This is a genomic window from Thauera terpenica 58Eu (assembly GCF_000443165.1).
Lineage (GTDB): Bacteria > Pseudomonadota > Gammaproteobacteria > Burkholderiales > Rhodocyclaceae > Thauera > Thauera terpenica.
The window spans coordinates 212,187-231,295 of the sequence record NZ_ATJV01000001.1; the positions used below are offsets into that span (position 1 = coordinate 212,187).

At 64.1% G+C, this 19,109-nt stretch carries 12 protein-coding genes and 1 CRISPR repeat array; of the genes, 8 read left to right on the plus strand and 4 right to left on the minus strand.

Features of this window, described 5'->3' with window-relative positions; all coding sequences use genetic code 11:
- Positions 1 to 94: 94 nt before the first annotated feature.
- Positions 95 to 7,870: direct repeats of the CRISPR family, unit length 28 nt; unit sequence GTTCCCGTTCCCCATGAGGGGTTAGGAG.
- A 478-nt stretch (positions 7,871 to 8,348) separates the two neighbouring features.
- From M622_RS21760 to M622_RS21785, 6 genes are all read left to right on the plus strand, one after another.
- Complete coding sequence (locus M622_RS21760) at positions 8,349 to 9,464, plus strand: branched-chain amino acid ABC transporter substrate-binding protein (protein ID WP_021247661.1); 1,116 nt, start codon at positions 8,349 to 8,351, stop codon at positions 9,462 to 9,464.
- A gap of 163 nt (positions 9,465 to 9,627) precedes the next feature.
- Entirely contained in the window at positions 9,628 to 10,560 is a 933-nt protein-coding gene (locus tag M622_RS21765; protein WP_021247662.1) for a branched-chain amino acid ABC transporter permease, read from the plus strand.
- A gap of 15 nt (positions 10,561 to 10,575) precedes the next feature.
- A complete protein-coding gene (locus M622_RS21770) occupies positions 10,576 to 11,673 on the plus strand; it encodes an ABC transporter permease subunit (protein ID WP_021247663.1) in 1,098 nt (365 codons plus the stop codon).
- Positions 11,670 to 12,443 (plus strand): ABC transporter ATP-binding protein, encoded by a 774-nt coding sequence (locus tag M622_RS21775; RefSeq protein WP_021247664.1) that lies wholly within the window; start codon positions 11,670 to 11,672, stop codon positions 12,441 to 12,443. The genes M622_RS21770 and M622_RS21775 overlap by 4 nt, the downstream gene beginning before the upstream one ends.
- Entirely contained in the window at positions 12,433 to 13,167 is a 735-nt protein-coding gene (locus M622_RS21780) for an ABC transporter ATP-binding protein (RefSeq protein WP_021247665.1), read from the plus strand. Before M622_RS21775 ends, M622_RS21780 begins: the two co-directional genes overlap by 11 nt.
- Positions 13,168 to 13,205: 38 nt before the next feature.
- Positions 13,206 to 13,598 (plus strand): rhodanese-like domain-containing protein, encoded by a 393-nt coding sequence (locus tag M622_RS21785; protein WP_021247666.1) that lies wholly within the window; start codon positions 13,206 to 13,208, stop codon positions 13,596 to 13,598.
- Positions 13,599 to 13,602: 4 nt separating this feature from the next.
- Here the strand turns inward: M622_RS21785 and M622_RS21790 are convergent, their stop codons facing one another.
- Both M622_RS21790 and M622_RS0119715 read right to left on the minus strand, forming a co-directional pair.
- A complete protein-coding gene (locus M622_RS21790) occupies positions 13,603 to 15,102 on the minus strand; it encodes a YifB family Mg chelatase-like AAA ATPase (protein ID WP_021247667.1) in 1,500 nt (499 codons plus the stop codon).
- 90 nt (positions 15,103 to 15,192) lie between these two features.
- Positions 15,193 to 15,495 carry an accessory factor UbiK family protein gene (locus M622_RS0119715; protein WP_021247668.1) on the minus strand — a complete coding sequence of 101 codons (303 nt, stop codon included), beginning with the start codon at positions 15,493 to 15,495 and terminating at the stop codon, positions 15,193 to 15,195.
- A 282-nt stretch (positions 15,496 to 15,777) separates the two neighbouring features.
- On the opposite strand from M622_RS0119715, the gene M622_RS21795 reads away from it, so the two are divergent.
- The gene (locus tag M622_RS21795) at positions 15,778 to 16,116 is read left to right on the plus strand and encodes a P-II family nitrogen regulator (RefSeq protein ID WP_021247669.1); all 339 of its coding nucleotides are present in this window, start codon (positions 15,778 to 15,780) and stop codon (positions 16,114 to 16,116) included.
- Between the two features lie 14 nt (positions 16,117 to 16,130).
- The gene (locus M622_RS21800) at positions 16,131 to 17,462 is read left to right on the plus strand and encodes an ammonium transporter (RefSeq protein ID WP_021247670.1); all 1,332 of its coding nucleotides are present in this window, start codon (positions 16,131 to 16,133) and stop codon (positions 17,460 to 17,462) included.
- Positions 17,463 to 17,521: 59 nt separating this feature from the next.
- On the opposite strand, the gene purU is transcribed toward M622_RS21800, so the two are convergent.
- Together purU and thrH are read right to left on the minus strand one after the other, a co-directional pair.
- Positions 17,522 to 18,397 carry a formyltetrahydrofolate deformylase gene (purU, locus tag M622_RS21805; RefSeq protein ID WP_021247671.1) on the minus strand — a complete coding sequence of 292 codons (876 nt, stop codon included), beginning with the start codon at positions 18,395 to 18,397 and terminating at the stop codon, positions 17,522 to 17,524.
- Positions 18,398 to 18,411: 14 nt separating this feature from the next.
- Positions 18,412 to 19,023 (minus strand): bifunctional phosphoserine phosphatase/homoserine phosphotransferase ThrH, encoded by a 612-nt coding sequence (gene thrH / locus M622_RS21810; RefSeq protein WP_021247672.1) that lies wholly within the window; start codon positions 19,021 to 19,023, stop codon positions 18,412 to 18,414.
- Positions 19,024 to 19,109: the final 86 nt, after the last annotated feature.

Below are 19,109 nucleotides of genomic sequence, written 5' to 3' on the forward strand. Positions count from 1 at the left end.
AAAGAACGGACTGCGTAGCTCTTTTGGCATGTTTGCGCAGGCCCTGTTCCGTTTTTTTACCCTCTCGCAGTCGTTAAATGACGAGAAACGGAGGGTTCCCGTTCCCCATGAGGGGTTAGGAGGAAAACGCCACCCGTAACCGTTGTGCTCGCCAGCGTGTTCCCGTTCCCCATGAGGGGTTAGGAGTCGTACTTGAGCGCGTATGCCTCGAGCGCATCCTTGTTCCCGTTCCCCATGAGGGGTTAGGAGGCCAGTGCGTCCTTCAGGCTGCGGGTCAGCAGCTCGTGTTCCCGTTCCCCATGAGGGGTTAGGAGTCCGACGCCTTGGCGTTGGCCGCAACCGCAGTGGTCGTTCCCGTTCCCCATGAGGGGTTAGGAGGGGCGCTCAGGAGCGGGCGCGCGGTCGTCGTTGCCGTTCCCGTTCCCCATGAGGGGTTAGGAGGTCGTCAGCTTCAGGCCGGTGAGCTCGGCCAGTGTCGTTCCCGTTCCCCATGAGGGGTTAGGAGCGCATCAATGGCGTGATCGGCAGCTGGGACAAGGGCGTTCCCGTTCCCCATGAGGGGTTAGGAGGGCGCCACCCACATCGAGACTGTCGAGGACGAAGCCGTTCCCGTTCCCCATGAGGGGTTAGGAGGACGCCTGGCGCGCCGCCAAAACCGACATGCTGGGCGGTTCCCGTTCCCCATGAGGGGTTAGGAGACCAGCGCGCTGGGGTTTGGCGCGCCAGGGCAGGGCGGTTCCCGTTCCCCATGAGGGGTTAGGAGACGCCAGGGGAGCGGAAAAGTTGAACGCCAAGCGTGTGTTCCCGTTCCCCATGAGGGGTTAGGAGGGGTTCGGGGGCGTTGAGGGCAGCCAAGGCGCGCTCGTTCCCGTTCCCCATGAGGGGTTAGGAGCTTGCCGGATCCCTCGAACTGCTCCACGACCTCGATGGTTCCCGTTCCCCATGAGGGGTTAGGAGTCTGCGATCTTTGCTTCGAGCCGCTCGCACTTGCCTGTTCCCGTTCCCCATGAGGGGTTAGGAGCAGATCCTTCAGCCCTTCCAGGCCGGACCCGCGCAGCGTTCCCGTTCCCCATGAGGGGTTAGGAGGAGGCGTTGGTCAGCGCGACGCCCGTACCCTCGGCGTGTTCCCGTTCCCCATGAGGGGTTAGGAGAGCTCAAAGAACTCGCCTTGGTCAAGCGACTCGAACGCGTTCCCGTTCCCCATGAGGGGTTAGGAGCATTGACGTGCAAGTCTTCGGCCAGCATTCTGAGTTGTTCCCGTTCCCCATGAGGGGTTAGGAGAGGCGCTGCATCGCGTTTGCGAAGGCATGGGGCTACGTTCCCGTTCCCCATGAGGGGTTAGGAGTGTGCTCAAGGTGGATAGCGATGGAGCCATCGGGGTGTTCCCGTTCCCCATGAGGGGTTAGGAGGACAGCAGTCCGCCTTTCGCGCAGTCACGAACGGACCGTTCCCGTTCCCCATGAGGGGTTAGGAGTCTTGCCCACACAGCGCGAACGGCAGCCTTCCACTCGTTCCCGTTCCCCATGAGGGGTTAGGAGAACGCCCGCCGCTCGAAGCTGCAATGGCTGCTCGCGGGTTCCCGTTCCCCATGAGGGGTTAGGAGACGTCCTCGGCCTTGTTCTGGCTGGCCGCGTCCACGGTTCCCGTTCCCCATGAGGGGTTAGGAGGAAAACTGTTGGTCGCCCTGCGCTTGCGCGTCAGCCACGTTCCCGTTCCCCATGAGGGGTTAGGAGACGACACGCTCGGCATCCAACACGACGGTTGGAATTGTTCCCGTTCCCCATGAGGGGTTAGGAGGTCGCCCAGGCGCGCAAGGCGTTTGCCGATCACTGGGTTCCCGTTCCCCATGAGGGGTTAGGAGACAAGCCGCGTCACGCACGAGTGCGCACAGGGCTCCGGTTCCCGTTCCCCATGAGGGGTTAGGAGTACAGCAAGGCGGGCAACGGAACCACGGCAGTAAGCCGTTCCCGTTCCCCATGAGGGGTTAGGAGAACGAGGGCATCATCGTGAAAATCGGCCTGCTCGGGAGTTCCCGTTCCCCATGAGGGGTTAGGAGTACTTCACGACGACCGACGGCACGACCGAAGGGACGTGTTCCCGTTCCCCATGAGGGGTTAGGAGCCGAATGGAGCGCCGCGACAAGCTACACCGTCGGGCAAGTTCCCGTTCCCCATGAGGGGTTAGGAGGTCGCCGCTCTGGTTGCCGCGCTCGCTGCGTTGAATTCGTTCCCGTTCCCCATGAGGGGTTAGGAGGGTGCTGGGACGAGTTCGGGATGATCGGCGAATTTAGTTCCCGTTCCCCATGAGGGGTTAGGAGCTCGATCTGCATCATGCGCGCCAGTGCGGCTTCCAGCGTTCCCGTTCCCCATGAGGGGTTAGGAGTGCGCGATGTGTTCGACCGCTACGACGTACAGGCGAGTTCCCGTTCCCCATGAGGGGTTAGGAGCCGGTGTAGTCCTGCATGTCAGCCGTGCGCGAAAACACAGTTCCCGTTCCCCATGAGGGGTTAGGAGCGGAAACAGGAGTTCTTACTTGGAAGAGAAACACCCCGTTCCCGTTCCCCATGAGGGGTTAGGAGGTCAGCACCAAGGGCGCGCTGTCAGAGGCTCAAAAAGGTTCCCGTTCCCCATGAGGGGTTAGGAGTTCGCCGCCTATGCGGGGCTTGAGTGGCAGGACCACATGTTCCCGTTCCCCATGAGGGGTTAGGAGCCGTTCTAGGAGTCTCATCATGAACGAAGCTGAAGCGTTCCCGTTCCCCATGAGGGGTTAGGAGTAGAGAGCGACGTTGCGCGGATCTGCTCGGTGCTGAGTTCCCGTTCCCCATGAGGGGTTAGGAGCTCGCCGACACCGGCGACATGGCCGCGGTCACGCGCCGGTTCCCGTTCCCCATGAGGGGTTAGGAGGATCCTCCGCGCGGCCTTTCGCCCATGTCCGCTCTGGTTCCCGTTCCCCATGAGGGGTTAGGAGGTGTGCGGCCCGGTCGGGTGAATGCAGCGGTCGTGCTGGTTCCCGTTCCCCATGAGGGGTTAGGAGGCGCATGGGTGCCGCGATGCGCTCTGCCCGCTCAAGGTTCCCGTTCCCCATGAGGGGTTAGGAGACCGCAGCTTTCGGCTTGACCGTCTGATCTAATCCCGTTCCCGTTCCCCATGAGGGGTTAGGAGACTGTCCATGGCTGTGCCACACGACTGCGCAAGCAGGTTCCCGTTCCCCATGAGGGGTTAGGAGCAAAGCAGCGCCAGCACGGCGCAGCGCCTGCGCATCGAGTTCCCGTTCCCCATGAGGGGTTAGGAGCTGGACGGGCTCGATGTGGTCGGCGTCGCTGTGCAGTTCCCGTTCCCCATGAGGGGTTAGGAGGGGATCAGTTCGGCTGTCACGTTGTCGGCTTGGTCGTTCCCGTTCCCCATGAGGGGTTAGGAGACTTCCGCCTCGTTCCTCACGAACTTGAATTGTATGGTTCCCGTTCCCCATGAGGGGTTAGGAGCTCACCCGTTCGGTGCTCGCCTTCGGCTGCGCTCCGGTTCCCGTTCCCCATGAGGGGTTAGGAGTTGAATGGGGGCCTGTTTGTGATGCGGCGGAGGCCGGTTCCCGTTCCCCATGAGGGGTTAGGAGTTAGCGGTAGTTATTCTGGTTCGCTCGGTGGTCGGGGTTGTTCCCGTTCCCCATGAGGGGTTAGGAGCTTGGCGCGAGGATCGGCCATCTCATCCTGCAAAAGGTTCCCGTTCCCCATGAGGGGTTAGGAGTGGATCGACCGCATCTATTCGCCGGACTGGCCGTGCGCGTTCCCGTTCCCCATGAGGGGTTAGGAGGCCGCCAGCACGTGGTCGTGTTGGGCTTCCAGTTTGGCGTTCCCGTTCCCCATGAGGGGTTAGGAGAGCGTGAAAACCTGATTCGCGGGCTTGAGAAAGCACAGTTCCCGTTCCCCATGAGGGGTTAGGAGAGCGCCCTGGTCGTCACCAACGAAGGCGCCACCACCGTTCCCGTTCCCCATGAGGGGTTAGGAGGCCATCAACCACGACCCCGAGGCCGTGGCCATGCACGGTTCCCGTTCCCCATGAGGGGTTAGGAGCTCGCCCGATCGGCCTCCAGCCGCTTAACCCGCTCGTTCCCGTTCCCCATGAGGGGTTAGGAGCACGCCGTCCTCACCATCGCCCAAGGGTTCGTCGGATGTTCCCGTTCCCCATGAGGGGTTAGGAGAAGTTGTTTAGCTTTTCTCGTGCTTGTTCGTATGTGGTTCCCGTTCCCCATGAGGGGTTAGGAGTTGATCTCTCCGCCCATACCCGGCCCGAAGGACAATCGTTCCCGTTCCCCATGAGGGGTTAGGAGCGGATCGACGTTGAACCGCCGCATCGTGCTACCTGGCGTTCCCGTTCCCCATGAGGGGTTAGGAGCACTGATGGACCGTCGGGACAGAAACGCCTATTGCTCGTTCCCGTTCCCCATGAGGGGTTAGGAGCGCCCCGCGAACGCGCTCAGCTTGCAGATGGTGGGTGTTCCCGTTCCCCATGAGGGGTTAGGAGCTCGCCGCAGGGAAGCTCGACTTCAACAAGCCGCTTGTTCCCGTTCCCCATGAGGGGTTAGGAGGACATCGGCCCGAGCACGCTCGCCTGGGTTACCGAGGTTCCCGTTCCCCATGAGGGGTTAGGAGGAGATCTGCGCCGGCATCGAGGACGCCACCGACGGCGGTTCCCGTTCCCCATGAGGGGTTAGGAGCGGCACTCAACGCCGACGACGCCGGCCTGGAGGGCGAGTTCCCGTTCCCCATGAGGGGTTAGGAGATGAGCCGGCTCGCACACGCAGCGCTCGGGGCGCCGGGTTCCCGTTCCCCATGAGGGGTTAGGAGCCCGTCCTTCAGGGCGGGGAGGATGTCAACTTCGCAGTTCCCGTTCCCCATGAGGGGTTAGGAGCAGGTTTCTCATCCGTCCAGGCTGTATGTGACCGACGTTCCCGTTCCCCATGAGGGGTTAGGAGAGCAGCGTCGCGTTGCCGAAGTAGAGCGAGGCCAGCATGTTCCCGTTCCCCATGAGGGGTTAGGAGGGACGCCTCTTCAATCGCTTGCTGAATCAGTTGTGCGGTTCCCGTTCCCCATGAGGGGTTAGGAGATGAGCATTTGCAACGCCGATGTGAGCGGTAACGAGGTTCCCGTTCCCCATGAGGGGTTAGGAGACTGTCGAAGCCGCCATCAAGCAGATGCAGAGCGCCAGTTCCCGTTCCCCATGAGGGGTTAGGAGATCGCCAAAGCTGCTGGGCGTAGGGGTCGGAGTGGCGTTCCCGTTCCCCATGAGGGGTTAGGAGACGACCCACATGCCCCTGTCACGCAAGGCGGTCACGGTTCCCGTTCCCCATGAGGGGTTAGGAGTCCCTCTTGGCCCGGCCTTTTGCGCCGGGCATTTTTGTTCCCGTTCCCCATGAGGGGTTAGGAGAGCAGCTACTGGCGCAAGCCGGATGCGACGTTCCACGTTCCCGTTCCCCATGAGGGGTTAGGAGGACGAGCTCGATGAGCGTGTCGCCGGCTACCTGCCGTTCCCGTTCCCCATGAGGGGTTAGGAGCCAGATCATGCCGGCGGGCAGTTCGATGCCGTCGAGGTTCCCGTTCCCCATGAGGGGTTAGGAGATCTCGGCGTTCGTGCGACCGACCATCTGCGCGTTGAAGTTCCCGTTCCCCATGAGGGGTTAGGAGAAGTGCTGATTCGCCCGCCTCCATGGCACTAACGATGTTCCCGTTCCCCATGAGGGGTTAGGAGACGCTGGTGGCCACGCTCAAGCCCAGCTTCACCGCACGTTCCCGTTCCCCATGAGGGGTTAGGAGCTCAGCCAAGGCGACATAGACGCACTAAGCTACCTCGTTCCCGTTCCCCATGAGGGGTTAGGAGAAGAATGCGCCGGATCGTGAGGCGCTCCTGATCAAGGTTCCCGTTCCCCATGAGGGGTTAGGAGGGCGCAAAGTTCTCGCACACCTCGAGCGCCCGCCCGCGTTCCCGTTCCCCATGAGGGGTTAGGAGTGCAGCACTCGTTCGAGCAGTCCATGTAACTCCGTCGTTCCCGTTCCCCATGAGGGGTTAGGAGTTCGGCGATTGGCCGGAAGAGTCGGCCGAGGGGGCGAGTTCCCGTTCCCCATGAGGGGTTAGGAGTGGTCGTCGGCGCCTGCCTGAGGCAGCTCGCGCACCGTTCCCGTTCCCCATGAGGGGTTAGGAGTGGTCGTCGGCGCCTGCCTGAGGCAGCTCGCGCACCGTTCCCGTTCCCCATGAGGGGTTAGGAGCGCATCCACAGGTCGTAGCGGGCGATGGGCTCCATGCGTTCCCGCTCCCCATGAGGGGTTAGGAGACCATCAAAACCAAACTCGCCGCCGGCATCTACAAGTGTTCCCGTTCCCCATGAGGGGTTAGGAGAGCGTCGCATCAGCCGCAGGGGCATGCACGGGCGCAGGTTCCCGTTCCCCATGAGGGGTTAGGAGCCGACGAAAGGGCGCGGCTACGACTCGCCTCACTGGCGTTCCCGTTCCCCATGAGGGGTTAGGAGGCCGACATTCAGCGCTTCGATGTCGTCGTCGCTCGTGTTCCCGTTCCCCATGAGGGGTTAGGAGTCGATCGCCCGCCGCACCGCCGGGCGCGCGCGCCGCTGTTCCCGTTCCCCATGAGGGGTTAGGAGGCCCGCCGGCGGTGCGGTACAGCTTGAGTTCCGTCCAGTTCCCGTTCCCCATGAGGGGTTAGGAGGATTGCGACTCCAAGTTGTTCTTGAACTCGAGCGTCGTTCCCGTTCCCCATGAGGGGTTAGGAGACCAGCGGACGCCCCTCGGCGTCCACCACGCGGCTGTGTTCCCGTTCCCCATGAGGGGTTAGGAGTGGACCCGGTTCAACCCAGACGTCGCGCGGATCAAGGTTCCCGTTCCCCATGAGGGGTTAGGAGTGTGCCGACTGCTGCTCTGCCGCGGCGCGGCGCATTGTTCCCGTTCCCCATGAGGGGTTAGGAGTGGGTCGGCTGCTGGCCCATGGCATGGAGCTGCATTGTTCCCGTTCCCCATGAGGGGTTAGGAGACGATTGCTGCGTCGGCGTGCAGGTCGGGTGCGGTGGTTCCCGTTCCCCATGAGGGGTTAGGAGAACTTCTACGCCTGGGACATGCCCACGCGGGCGTACGGTTCCCGTTCCCCATGAGGGGTTAGGAGTCGTCCTCGGTGTGCTCTTCCCCGTCGAAGCCCTCGAGTTCCCGTTCCCCATGAGGGGTTAGGAGAAACTCGCGCCGCTCACAATGCCGCCTACGGCACAAGTTCCCGTTCCCCATGAGGGGTTAGGAGACCCTGTTTGCCGGTGGCGCCACACCCGCCGTGGCTGTTCCCGTTCCCCATGAGGGGTTAGGAGTCGCCCTGATAGCCATGCGCACGCGCCACGCGCTGCGTTCCCGTTCCCCATGAGGGGTTAGGAGTTGGTCGTCCAGTCTCGCCGTGCCCACAGCTCCTTCTCGTTCCCGTTCCCCATGAGGGGTTAGGAGGCCGAGCAGCAGGGTTACAGGCTCGGCCGCAAGGCGTTCCCGTTCCCCATGAGGGGTTAGGAGTCGACGTGCACCGCGTAAGTCGCGCCGCGCCGTTGCGTTCCCGTTCCCCATGAGGGGTTAGGAGCTGCGGCCACCGACGCCGATCGGGACGGTTGGCGGCGTTCCCGTTCCCCATGAGGGGTTAGGAGGATCACGGCTGGCCTCGCTCGAATCGAGCGCAGGGAGTGTTCCCGTTCCCCATGAGGGGTTAGGAGAGCTTCATGGGTCGCCTCGGGGGTTCTGGTTGGGACGGTTCCCGTTCCCCATGAGGGGTTAGGAGTGCGGCGCGACGGCCTCAGCGGCCGGCTTGTCCTGTTGTTCCCGTTCCCCATGAGGGGTTAGGAGGATCGCGCAGCGTCGTTCGTGGGTCGAGTCCCGCTCGTTCCCGTTCCCCATGAGAGCCGGATACCCGGGAAAACCTTGAGCACGTCGGGTCCATACCGGAGCGGCTTCCCCACACCTCCACCCCTGATCAGGGTTAGCCGCAACACCACATCAATTGTGCTACGCAGCACCTGGCCGTAACGCCGAAACAGCCGCCCAGATCACGCAGAACAAGCCTTGCTGACCCCCCACCTCAAGCATCTAACATTTTTTACCGCACTGCAGCACCCGCAGCAGGCAGCGCCGCCCCGCAGCAGCGCGCGCCTGCGCTGCGTTTATGTGCAGAATACGCAAGCTTTTGTCCCATTCGCGACCATCGCGGGGGTGACAAGGGGAAGAAGGGGCGCCACCAATACGGTGCCGACGAGGGGAGACAAGACCTCGCAGATGCAGCAGAAAACAACATCAGCCATCACTTGCATTCGTCGGAGGATCAAGCATGAAGCACAGCATCGTTGCACTCGCGATCATGAGCGTCGGACTGGGCGCGGCCCAGGCGCAGGACGTCGTCAAACTGGGCAATGCGGCGCCGCTGACCGGCACCATTTCGCACCTGGGCAAGGACCTGGAGAACGGCAGCCGCATGGCGGTCGATGCGATCAATGCCCAGGGCGGCGCCGACATCGGCGGCAAGAAGGTGAAGTTCGAGCTCATCGGCGAGGATGACCAGGCTGACCCGCGCACCGGCACCACGGTGGCGCAGCGGCTGGTGGATGCGGGGGTGAAGGGGGTGATCGGGCACCTGAACTCGGGCACCTCGATTCCGGCATCGCGCATCTATGATCAGGGCGGGGTGCCGCAGATTTCGCCGGCGTCGACCAACCCCAAGCTGACCCAACAGAAATTCCCGGGCGTGTTCCGCACCATTGCCAACGACGTGCAGCAGGGCGGTGCGCTGGGCAACTTTGCGGTGAAGACGCTGAGCGCCAGGAAGGTGGCGATCATCGACGACCGCACGTCCTACGGCCAGGGCCTGGCCGACGAGACCGAAAAGGCAGTGAAGGCGGCAGGGGCGCAGGTGGTTGCGCGTGAATTCACCACCGACAAGGCGACCGACTTCAACGCCATCCTGACCAAGATCCGCGCCACCGCACCTGATGTGGTGTTCTTCGGCGGCATGGATGCCCAGGCCGGCCCGATGCTGCGCCAGATCAAGCAGTTGGGCATCAACACCCAGTTCCTCACCGGTGACGGTGGCTGCAGCCCGGAGATGATCAAGCTCGCGGGCGACGCCATCAACTCGAACACCTATTGTTCGATGGCCGGCCTGCCGCTGGACAAGATGCCGGGTGGCGCCAAGTTCCGCGCCGACTACAAGGCGCGCTTCAATGGCGAGGTGCAGCTCTACGCCCCCTATGCCTACGATGCGGCGATGGCGATCGTGAAGGCGATGGAGAAAGCCGGCTCGGTCGAGCCCGCCAAGTACCTGCCCGAGCTCAAGACCATCAACTTCGAAGGCGTCACCGGCAACGTCGCCTTCGACGCCCAGGGCGACATCAAGGAAGGCGCGGTGACCATGTACCAGTTCAAGGACGGCGCCTGGCTGGCGCTGTAAGCGCCCTGTCTGCTCTGTCCCAAAACACCCTCACGCCCACGGCGTGAGGGGCAAGGCCTGCGGGTTGTGTCACCGCCAGCCGGTACACCCTGCTCCTCCAAGCCGTACGCCCCCATGGGCCGTGCGGGCCACTCCGACCTCCTTTCGGTGCTAAAAGCTCAAAATGGAAACCCTCATCCAGCAACTCATCAATGGCCTGGTGATCGGCAGCGTGTATGCGCTCATCGCGCTCGGCTACACGATGGTGTACGGCATTCTCGGCCTCATCAACTTCGCCCACGGCGACGTGCTGATGGTGGGCGCGCTGACCGCCTTGCAGACCATGCTGTTCCTGATGGGCGTGGCGCCCGGGCTGTCGCCGATCTACATGCTGACGATCGCGCTCATGGTGGCGATCCCGGTGTGCATGACGCTGGGCTTCCTGATGGAGCGGCTGGCCTACCGACGGCTGCGCAACGCACCCCGCCTGGCGCCGCTGATCACCGCGATCGGCATGTCCTTCTTGCTGCAGACGGTGGCGATGATCATCTGGGGGCGCAACTACCACACCTTTCCGCAGCTCATCTCCACCACGCCGCTGGAGCCGATCGCGGGCGTGTTCATCACCCCGGTGCAGGTGGTGATCATCATTGCCTCGGCGGCGATCATGATCGGCCTGTCGCTGCTGGTGACGCGCAGCAAGATCGGCCGCGCCATGCGCGCCACCGCCGAGAACCACCGCGTCGCCAGCCTGATGGGCGTCGACACCAACGCTGTGATCGCCTTCACCTTCGTCGTCGGTGCGGCGCTGGCCGCCATCGCCGGCGTGATGTTCGCCAGCAACTACGGCATTGCCCACTATGGCATGGGCTTCATGCCCGGCCTCAAGGCCTTCACCGCGGCGGTGCTGGGCGGCATCGGCAACCTGGGCGGGGCCATGCTCGGGGGCATCGTGCTCGGCCTGGTCGAGTCCTTCGGCGCGGGCTACATCGAACACCTGAGCTTCGGCTTTCTGAACTCGTCCTATCAGGACATCTTCGCCTTCATCATTCTGGGCCTGGTGCTGATCTTCAAGCCCACCGGACTGCTCGGCGAGCGCGTGTCGGACCGGGCATAAGGAGGCCGGACGCTCATGAATGAACTCGTCTCCGCCGTGCCCTGGCTGGGCAAGCGCAACCCGATGGCGGCGCGCTGGCTGATCATCATCATCGCCCTCGTGGCGCCCCTCATCGCCTGGCAGTTTGGCCGCAGCTGGGTGCGCATCCTCGACTTTGCCCTGCTCTACATGATGCTGGCGCTGGGCCTGAACCTGGTGGTGGGCTTTGCCGGCCTGCTCGACCTAGGCTACATCGCCTTCTACGCGGTCGGGGCCTACGCCTTCGCGTTTCTGGCCTCGCCCCACTTCGACGTCCACATGCCGTTCTGGATCGTGCTGCCGCTGGCGGCGGGCTTCGCGGCACTGGCGGGCATCATGCTGGGCTTTCCGGTCTTGCGATTACGCGGCGATTATCTCGCCATCGTCACCCTGGGCTTCGGCGAGATCGTGCGCATCTTCCTTCTCAACCTGAACTACCCGATCAACATCACCAACGGGCCGCAGGGCATCAACATGATCGATCCGATCAACCTGTTCGGCTGGGATCTGTCGCGCAACCTGCAGATCACCGAAAACTTCTCGATCAACTCATTGTTCCTGTACTACTACTTCTTCCTGCTGTGCGTGGCAGGCTCGATCCTGTTCGTGCAGCGCCTGCAGATCTCGCGCATTGGCCGCGCCTGGGCGGCGATGCGCGACGACGAGCTCGCCGCCAAGGCCATCGGCATCAACACGCGCAACATGAAGCTGCTGGCGTTTTCGCTCGGCGCCACCTTTGGCGGCGTGGCGGGCGCGCTGTTCGGCGCCTTCCAGGGCTTTGTCAGCCCTGAGAGCTTCAGCCTGATGGAATCGATCGCGGTGCTGACCATGGTGGTGTTCGGCGGCATGGGCAACATCGCCGGCGCCATCGTCGGTGCCTTCGTGCTCGCCCTGCTGCCCGAGATCCTGCGTGACGTGGCCGTGCCCATGCAGCAGACCCTGTTCGGCACCGTGATCCTCGACCCCGAGGTGCTGCGCATGCTGCTGCTGTCGCTGGCCATGATCCTGATGATGTTGCTGCGCCCCTCGGGGCTGATCCCCGCGCGCGCACGCTACGCCCACGCCGAGAACATGAAGCGGGAGGGCGCACAGTGATCACCTTGCTCGAAGCCCGCAACATCGGCAAACGCTTCGGCGGCCTGCACGCGCTGACCGAGGTCTCGCTCACCATCCACAAGGGTGAGGTCTACGGCCTGATCGGCCCCAACGGCGCCGGCAAGACCACATTCTTCAACGTGCTCACCGGCTCCTACACGCCCGACGGTGGCGAGTTCGTGTTCAACGGCAGCGAGCTGCCCAGCGGCAAGCCGCACAAGATCGTCGGCCGTGGCATCGCCCGCACCTTCCAGAACATCCGCCTGTTTCGCGACCTCACCGCACTCGAGAACGTCATGGCCGGCCACCACATCCGCACCAAGGCGGGGGTGTGGGGCGTGCTGACGCAAAACCGCTTCACCCGCGAAGAAGAGCGCCTCACCACCCAGCGCGCCAACGAACTGCTCGACTACGTGGGCATCGGCCACTTTGCCGAGGTGGTGTCGAAGAACCTGTCCTACGGCGACCAGCGCCGGCTGGAGATTGCACGCGCGCTGGCCACCGAGCCGCAACTGCTGGCGCTGGACGAGCCCGCGGCCGGCATGAACGCTACCGAAACCGGCCAGCTCAAGCTACTGATCGAGCAGATCCGCCGCGACGGCATCACCGTGATGCTGATCGAGCACGACGTGAAGCTGGTGATGGGCTTGTGCGACCGCGTCGCGGTGCTCGATTTCGGCAAGAAGATCGCCGAGGACATACCCACCGTGGTGCAGAAGGACGAAGCGGTGATCGCCGCCTATCTGGGTGGAGGCAAGCATGCAGACTAAGCCCGGCTCTCCCCTGCTGAAGTTGCAGAACCTGCAGATTTCCTACGGCGGCATCCAGGCCGTGAAGGGCATCGACCTCGAGTTGTGGGCGGGCGAACTGGTGTGCCTGATCGGCGCCAACGGCGCCGGCAAGACCACCACGCTCAACGCCATTGCCGGCGTGCAGCCGATTGCCGGCGGCGACATCCTCTACGCCGGCGACACGATCAACGTCCTGCCGGCACACAAGCGCCTGCGTCGCGGCGTGGCGCTGGTGCCCGAGGGGCGCGGCATCTTCACCCGCCTGACGGTGGAAGAGAACCTGCGCATGGGCGCCTACTCACGCAACGACAAGGCCGGCATCGAAGCCGACCTCGAGCGCGTGTACACCATGCTGCCGCGTATCAAGGAACGTCTGCCCCAGGTGGCTGGCACGCTGTCGGGCGGCGAACAGCAGATGGTGGCAATCGGCCGCGCGCTGCTGTCGCGGCCCAAATTGCTGCTGCTCGATGAGCCGTCGATGGGCCTGGCGCCGCTGGTGGTGGAAAAGATCTTCGAGGTCGTGCAGTCGGTGGCGAAAGAAGGGGTGACCATCCTGCTGGTGGAGCAAAATGCCAACCTGGCGCTGGAGTTTGCCCAGCGCGGCTATGTGATGGAATCGGGCAGGATCACGCTCACCGGCAGTGGCGACGAGCTGCTCGCCAACCCCAAGGTGCGCGAAGCCTATCTCGGCGAGATGGTGTGAAGGCCGTGCCCGAATTCCGCGCCCAAGGAGAACAAGACATGAAGCAGATCACCCCCACCGAGGCGTACGCCTTCCTGCAGGCGAACCCCAGCGCGCTGCTGATCGATGTGCGCAGCGAGATCGAATACCTGTTCGTCGGCCACCCCGTCGGCGCCATCCACGTGTCGTGGAACGACGGCCCCGACTGGGAGGTGAACCCACACTTTGTGGGCGAAGTCCGCAAGCTGGTGGGCAACGGCGACCAGCGCCCCATCCTGCTCATCTGCCGCTCGGGCAACCGCTCCGAGACCGCCGGCCAGGCCTTGATCGACGCCGGCTTTGGACAGGTGTTCAACGTCCAGCATGGCTTCGAGGGCGATCTCGACGACAACCACCATCGCAATTCGCTCAGCGGCTGGCGCTTCGACGGCCTGCCCTGGCAGCAGTGCTGAGGCCTCAGCGTCCGTCCAGGCTGCGCCGGTACTGGATGGCCTCGGCCACCTGCGCCACACCCGGCTGCGCCACCCCCGCCATGTCGGCCAGCGTGCGCGCCACGCGCAGGATGCGGTGATAAGCGCGCGCCGACAGATCGAGGCGCGTCATCGCCTGTTGCAGCAGACCTGCCCCCGCGCGATCGGGCACGCAGTAGCGCTCGACCGCGCGGCTGTCCAGACGGGCGTTGAGCATGCCCTGGCGTTCGGCCTGGGAGGCACGCGCCAGCACCACGCGCGCGCGAACCTCGGCCGAGGACGCTGCCGGCGCAGTGGAAGTGAGCTCTTCATGGGCCAGCACCGGCACCTCCACCACCAGGTCGATGCGATCCAGTAGCGGCCCCGACAATCGCCCCCGATACCGTGCCACCTGCTCTGGCGAGCACCGACAAGCCTTGCGTGGATGGCCGGAATAGCCACAGGGACAGGGGTTCATCGCCGCGACCAATTGAAAGCGCGCCGGGAAGTCCGCTCGCCGGCGCGCACGTGAGACGCTGATATGGCCGGTTTCCAGCGGCTCACGCAGGGATTCGAGCACCCGCCGGTCAAACTCGGGGAGCTCGTCCAAAAATAAAACTCCGTTATGAGCGAGCGAAATCTCACCTGGCCGCGGGTTTGCGCCGCCCCCCACCAGCGCCGCCGCCGACGCCGAGTGGTGTGGCCCCCGGAACGGCCGCTGCGCCCAGCGCGTGGCGTCGAAGCTGCCGTCCAGCGAGCACACCGCCGCCGTCTCCAGCGCCTCGGCTTCGGACATCGGTGGCAGCAGTCCGGGCAAGCGCTGCGCCAGCATGGACTTGCCCGTGCCCGGCGGCCCGAACAGCAGCAGCGAATGCGACCCGGCGGCCGCCACCTCCAGCGCTCGTCGCGCCTGCAACTGGCCGCGCACATCGGCCAGATCCGGCCCCGTCGGCGCGATCGCCTGCGGTGCGGTGCACGGCTGTGGCTCGAGTGCGCTGTGACCGTTCAGATGCGCGGCCACCGCGCACAGACTGCTTGCCGGCAACACCGTGGCATCACGCGCCAGTGCAGCCTCGGGCGCATTGGCCAGCGCCACCACCACACCGCGTTGCGCCCGCCCCGCGGCCAGCGCCACCGCCAGCACGCCGCGCACCGCGCGCAGCTCACCATTCAGCGACAGCTCGCCGCAAAATTCCAGACCATCCAGGAGTTTGGCCGCGACCTGTCCCGATGCCACCAGAATGCCCAGCGCAATGGCCAGGTCGAAGCGCCCGCCTTCCTTGGGCAGATCGGCGGGCGCCAGGTTGACGGTGATGCGCCGCTGCGGGAATTCAAACTGCGAGGTCTGCAGCGCGGCGCGCACGCGGTCGCGCGCCTCGCGCACTTCGGTATCGGGCAGCCCTACCAGGCTGAAGGCAGGCAGGCCGTTGGCCAGATGCACCTCGACCGTGACCTCGGGCGCATCAAGGCCGACGAGCGCGCGGCTGCGCACGAGCGCAAGAGACATGCGGTTCTCCGGACTGGGCAGAGCGCCAGTCTAGCGGACAACGCATCGATGACAAACAGATAAACCGGGCGTTCTGCCCGGCTGCGGAACTCAGGCCGGCTTGTCGGCCTTGTCGGCACTTTCAGCCGTACCGACATCGGCGGGCTTTGCAGCCACGACCGGCGGCGGGCCCTCGAGTTGGGCAATGCGCAATTCGAGCTCGGCGAGTTTCTGCCGCGCATGTGCCAGCACCTCGCGCTGCACTTCGAATTCCTCGCGGGTAACGAGATCGAGCTTGCTCAAGGCACTGCCGAGCATGGCCTTGACGTTCTTTTCAATATCGCGGGCGGGGCTGTTGGCGGCCAGCTCGGAGAGCTTGGCGCCGATGTCGTCGAGTAAGCGGGGAGTAGCCATGTGGAGTATCGATTACCGGTTGGGAATGGGAGAAAGTCTAGCACGCACATTGCACGCACCTGAGCCGAATCCGGGCATGCGGAGTGCGACGCACCGCGCTGGTGCATCACAGTCCAGATTTGTGCGCATGCGCCTTACACTTCAGCGCGCCCAGGGGCGATGCCGGGCCCGCAACCCGCCTGAATCCGCGCACAAGCAGGAGTTTACGCGTCCTGGCACGGCTAGTGCTTTACGACCTGTGTCACGACCACAATCCACCCGCCCTGCGCACTGGAGACCAGCATGAAATTCATCACCGCCATCATCAAGCCCTTCAAGCTCGACGAAGTACGCGAAGCCCTTTCCGCAGTCGGTGTCCAAGGCATCACGGTGACCGAGGTCAAGGGTTTCGGTCGCCAGAAAGGGCACACCGAGCTCTATCGCGGCGCCGAATACGTGGTCGACTTCCTGCCGAAGATGAAGATCGAAGCCGCCATTCCCGATGCGCTCCTCGAGCAAACCATCGAGGCCATCGAGCGCGCCGCATCGAGCGGCAAGATCGGCGATGGCAAGATCTTCGTGTTCGAGCTCGAACAAGTCATCCGCATCCGCACCGGCGAGACCGGCGCGGATGCCTTGTGAGGGAGAGCACGAAAATGCACAAGAACCCTGCACGCCTGCCGACCCTTGCTGTCGGTGGCACACTCGCGCTGATCTCGGCCGGGGCCTCGGCCCAGGATGTGGCCGCCGTCGCAGTCGAGGTCAACAAAGGCGACGTGGCCTGGATCATGACCTCCACCCTGCTGGTGCTGATGATGGCCCTGCCCGGCCTGGCGCTGTTTTACGGCGGCCTGGTGCGCGCCAAGAACATGTTGTCGGTGCTGATGCAGGTGATGACCGTGTTCTCGCTCAACGCCTTGTTGTTCGCGCTCTACGGCTACAGCCTGGCCTTCACCGAGGGCAATGCCTTCATCGGTTCGCTGGACAAGGTCTTCCTGTCCGGCGTGACGATCACCTCGCTCGCCGACACCTTCACCGCCACCGTAAAACTGCCCGAGTTCGCCTTCATCGCCTTCCAGGCCACCTTTGCCGGCATCACCGGCGCCCTCATCGTCGGCGCCTTCGCCGAGCGCATGCGTTTCTCCGCGGTGCTGATCTTCTCGGTGGCCTGGTTCACCCTTTGCTACCTGCCGATCTGCCACATGGTGTGGGGTCCGGGCGGCTACCTGCTCGAAGACGGCGCCCTCGACTTTGCCGGCGGCACCGTGGTGCACATCAACGCCGGCATCGCCGGCCTGGTGGGTGCCTACATGGTGGGCAAGCGCATCGGCCTTGGTCGCGTGGCAATGGCACCGCACAACCTGACCCTGACCATGGTGGGCGCCGCGCTGCTGTGGGTGGGCTGGTTCGGCTTCAACGCTGGCTCCAACCTCGAAGCCAACGCCGGGGCTGCACTCGCCTTCATCAACACCCTGCTCGCCACTGCGGCAGCCGTGCTGGCCTGGTCGCTGGGCGAGGCCCTGGTCAAGGGCCAGCCCTCGATGCTGGGCGCGGCCTCGGGCGCCGTCGCCGGTCTGGTGGCCATCACCCCGGCCTGCGGCAGCGTCGGCCCGATGGGCGCCATCATCATCGGCGCGCTCTCAGGCTTCATCTGCCTGTGGGGGGTGAATGGCTTGAAGCATGCACTCGGCGCCGACGACGCCGTCGATGTGTTTGGCGTGCATGGCGTGGGCGGCATCGTCGGCGCCCTGCTCACCGGTGTGTTCGCCGCGCCCGCGCTAGGTGGCACGGGTGGCGTAGACTTTGCCATCGGCCCCCAGGTCTGGATCCAGACCTACAGCGTGCTCATCACCATCGTCTGGTCTGCCGTGGTCGCCTTTGTCGCCTACAAGCTCGCAGACCTGACGGTCGGCCTGCGGGTGGCGGAAGAAGACGAGCGCAAGGGTCTGGACATCAGCGCGCACGGCGAAACGGCGTATCGGATGTAAGGAACCTAGGTGCTCAGCGACGGAACCGGCTGCCCGCCGGTTCCGCGCACCCGGAGCGCTCAGCGGAACACGATGGTCTTGTTGCCATGCACCAGCACGCGGTCTTCGAGGTGGTAGCGCAGGCCGCGGGCGAGCACGGTTTTCTCGATGTCCTTGCCGTAGCGCACCATGTCTTCCACGGCGTCGGAGTGGTCGATGCGGATCACGTCCTGATCGACGATCGGCCCCTGGTCGAGGTCGGCGGTAACGTAATGGCAGGTGGCGCCGATCAGTTTCACACCCTTGTCCCAGGCCTGGTGGTAGGGCTTGGCACCGACGAAACTGGGCAGGAAGCTGTGGTGGATGTTGATGATGCGCCCCGGATAGGCAGCGCACAGCGCGGGCGACAGGACCTGCATGTAGCGCGCGAGCACCATGGTGTCGCCACGCACCTCTTCAAAGATGCGCTGCACCTCGGCGTAGGCGGATTCCTTGTTGTCGGCGTTGACCGGCACGTGGTGAAAAGGAATGCCATGCCATTCGACAAAGCCACGAAAGTTGTCGTGGTTGGAGATCACGCAAGGAATCTCGATGTCGAGTTCCTTCGACTGCCAGCGCGCGAGCAGGTCGTACAGGCAATGTTCCTGCTTGCTGACCATCACCACCACGCGCTTCTTGACCGCAGAGTCGGTGATCTTCCATTCCATCTCAAGCTCTTCGGCGAGCGGACGGAAGCGCTCGCGGAACTCGGCAAGATGGAAAGGCAGGGAGTCGGCCTTGATCTCGATGCGCATGAAGTAGCGCCCGAGCGCCTCACCATTTTGTGGCAGTTCGGCGTGCAGTGAGGTCTCGAGGATCCAGCCCTTGTGTTCGGCGATGAAGCCCGACACCCGGGCGACGATGCCGACGCGGTCGGGGCAGGAGGCGGAAAGCGTGTAAAAACGTTGGCGATGCATGGTATCTCGTGAGTTCAGCCGGCGCGGGCGAAGGCGGCGTCGATTTCGGCGCGCAGGGCCGCGTAGTCGCGCACCACCGGATACTGCGGAAATTCGCGCACGACGTTTTCCGGTGGATGAAAGAGGATGCCGCCGTGGGCCTCGCCCAGCATGGCGAGGTCGTTATAGGAATCGCCCGCGGCCACGACCTTGAAGTTGAGTTCCTTGAAGCGTTTCACCGCCTCGCGCTTCTGGTCCGGCATGCGCAGGTGATAATTCACCAGAATGCCTTCGGCATCTGCTTCCAGGCTGTGGCAGAACAGCGTCGGCAAGCCGAGTTGCTGCATCAGCGGCCTGGCGAATTCATAGAAGGTGTCGGACAGGATCACGACCTGGTAAGCGTCGCGCAAGGCGTCGAGGAATTCACGCGCACCTTGCATCGGCCCCATGCTGGCGATGACCGCCTGGATGTCGGGCAGGCCGAGCTTTTTCTGCGCCAGGATGTCGAGGCGGTACTTCATCAGGGTGTCGTAGTTGGGCTCGTCGCGCGTGGTGCGGCGCAACTCGGGAATGCCGCTACGCTCGGCGAATTCGATCCAGATTTCAGGAACCAGCACACCTTCGAGGTCGAGACAGACGATACGCACCGGACACTCCTGCGGGCAAGATTTTGGCGAAGCCGCGATTCTAGCATCGACCCATCCACACCGAATCGCACGGTTTGCCCGGAGGC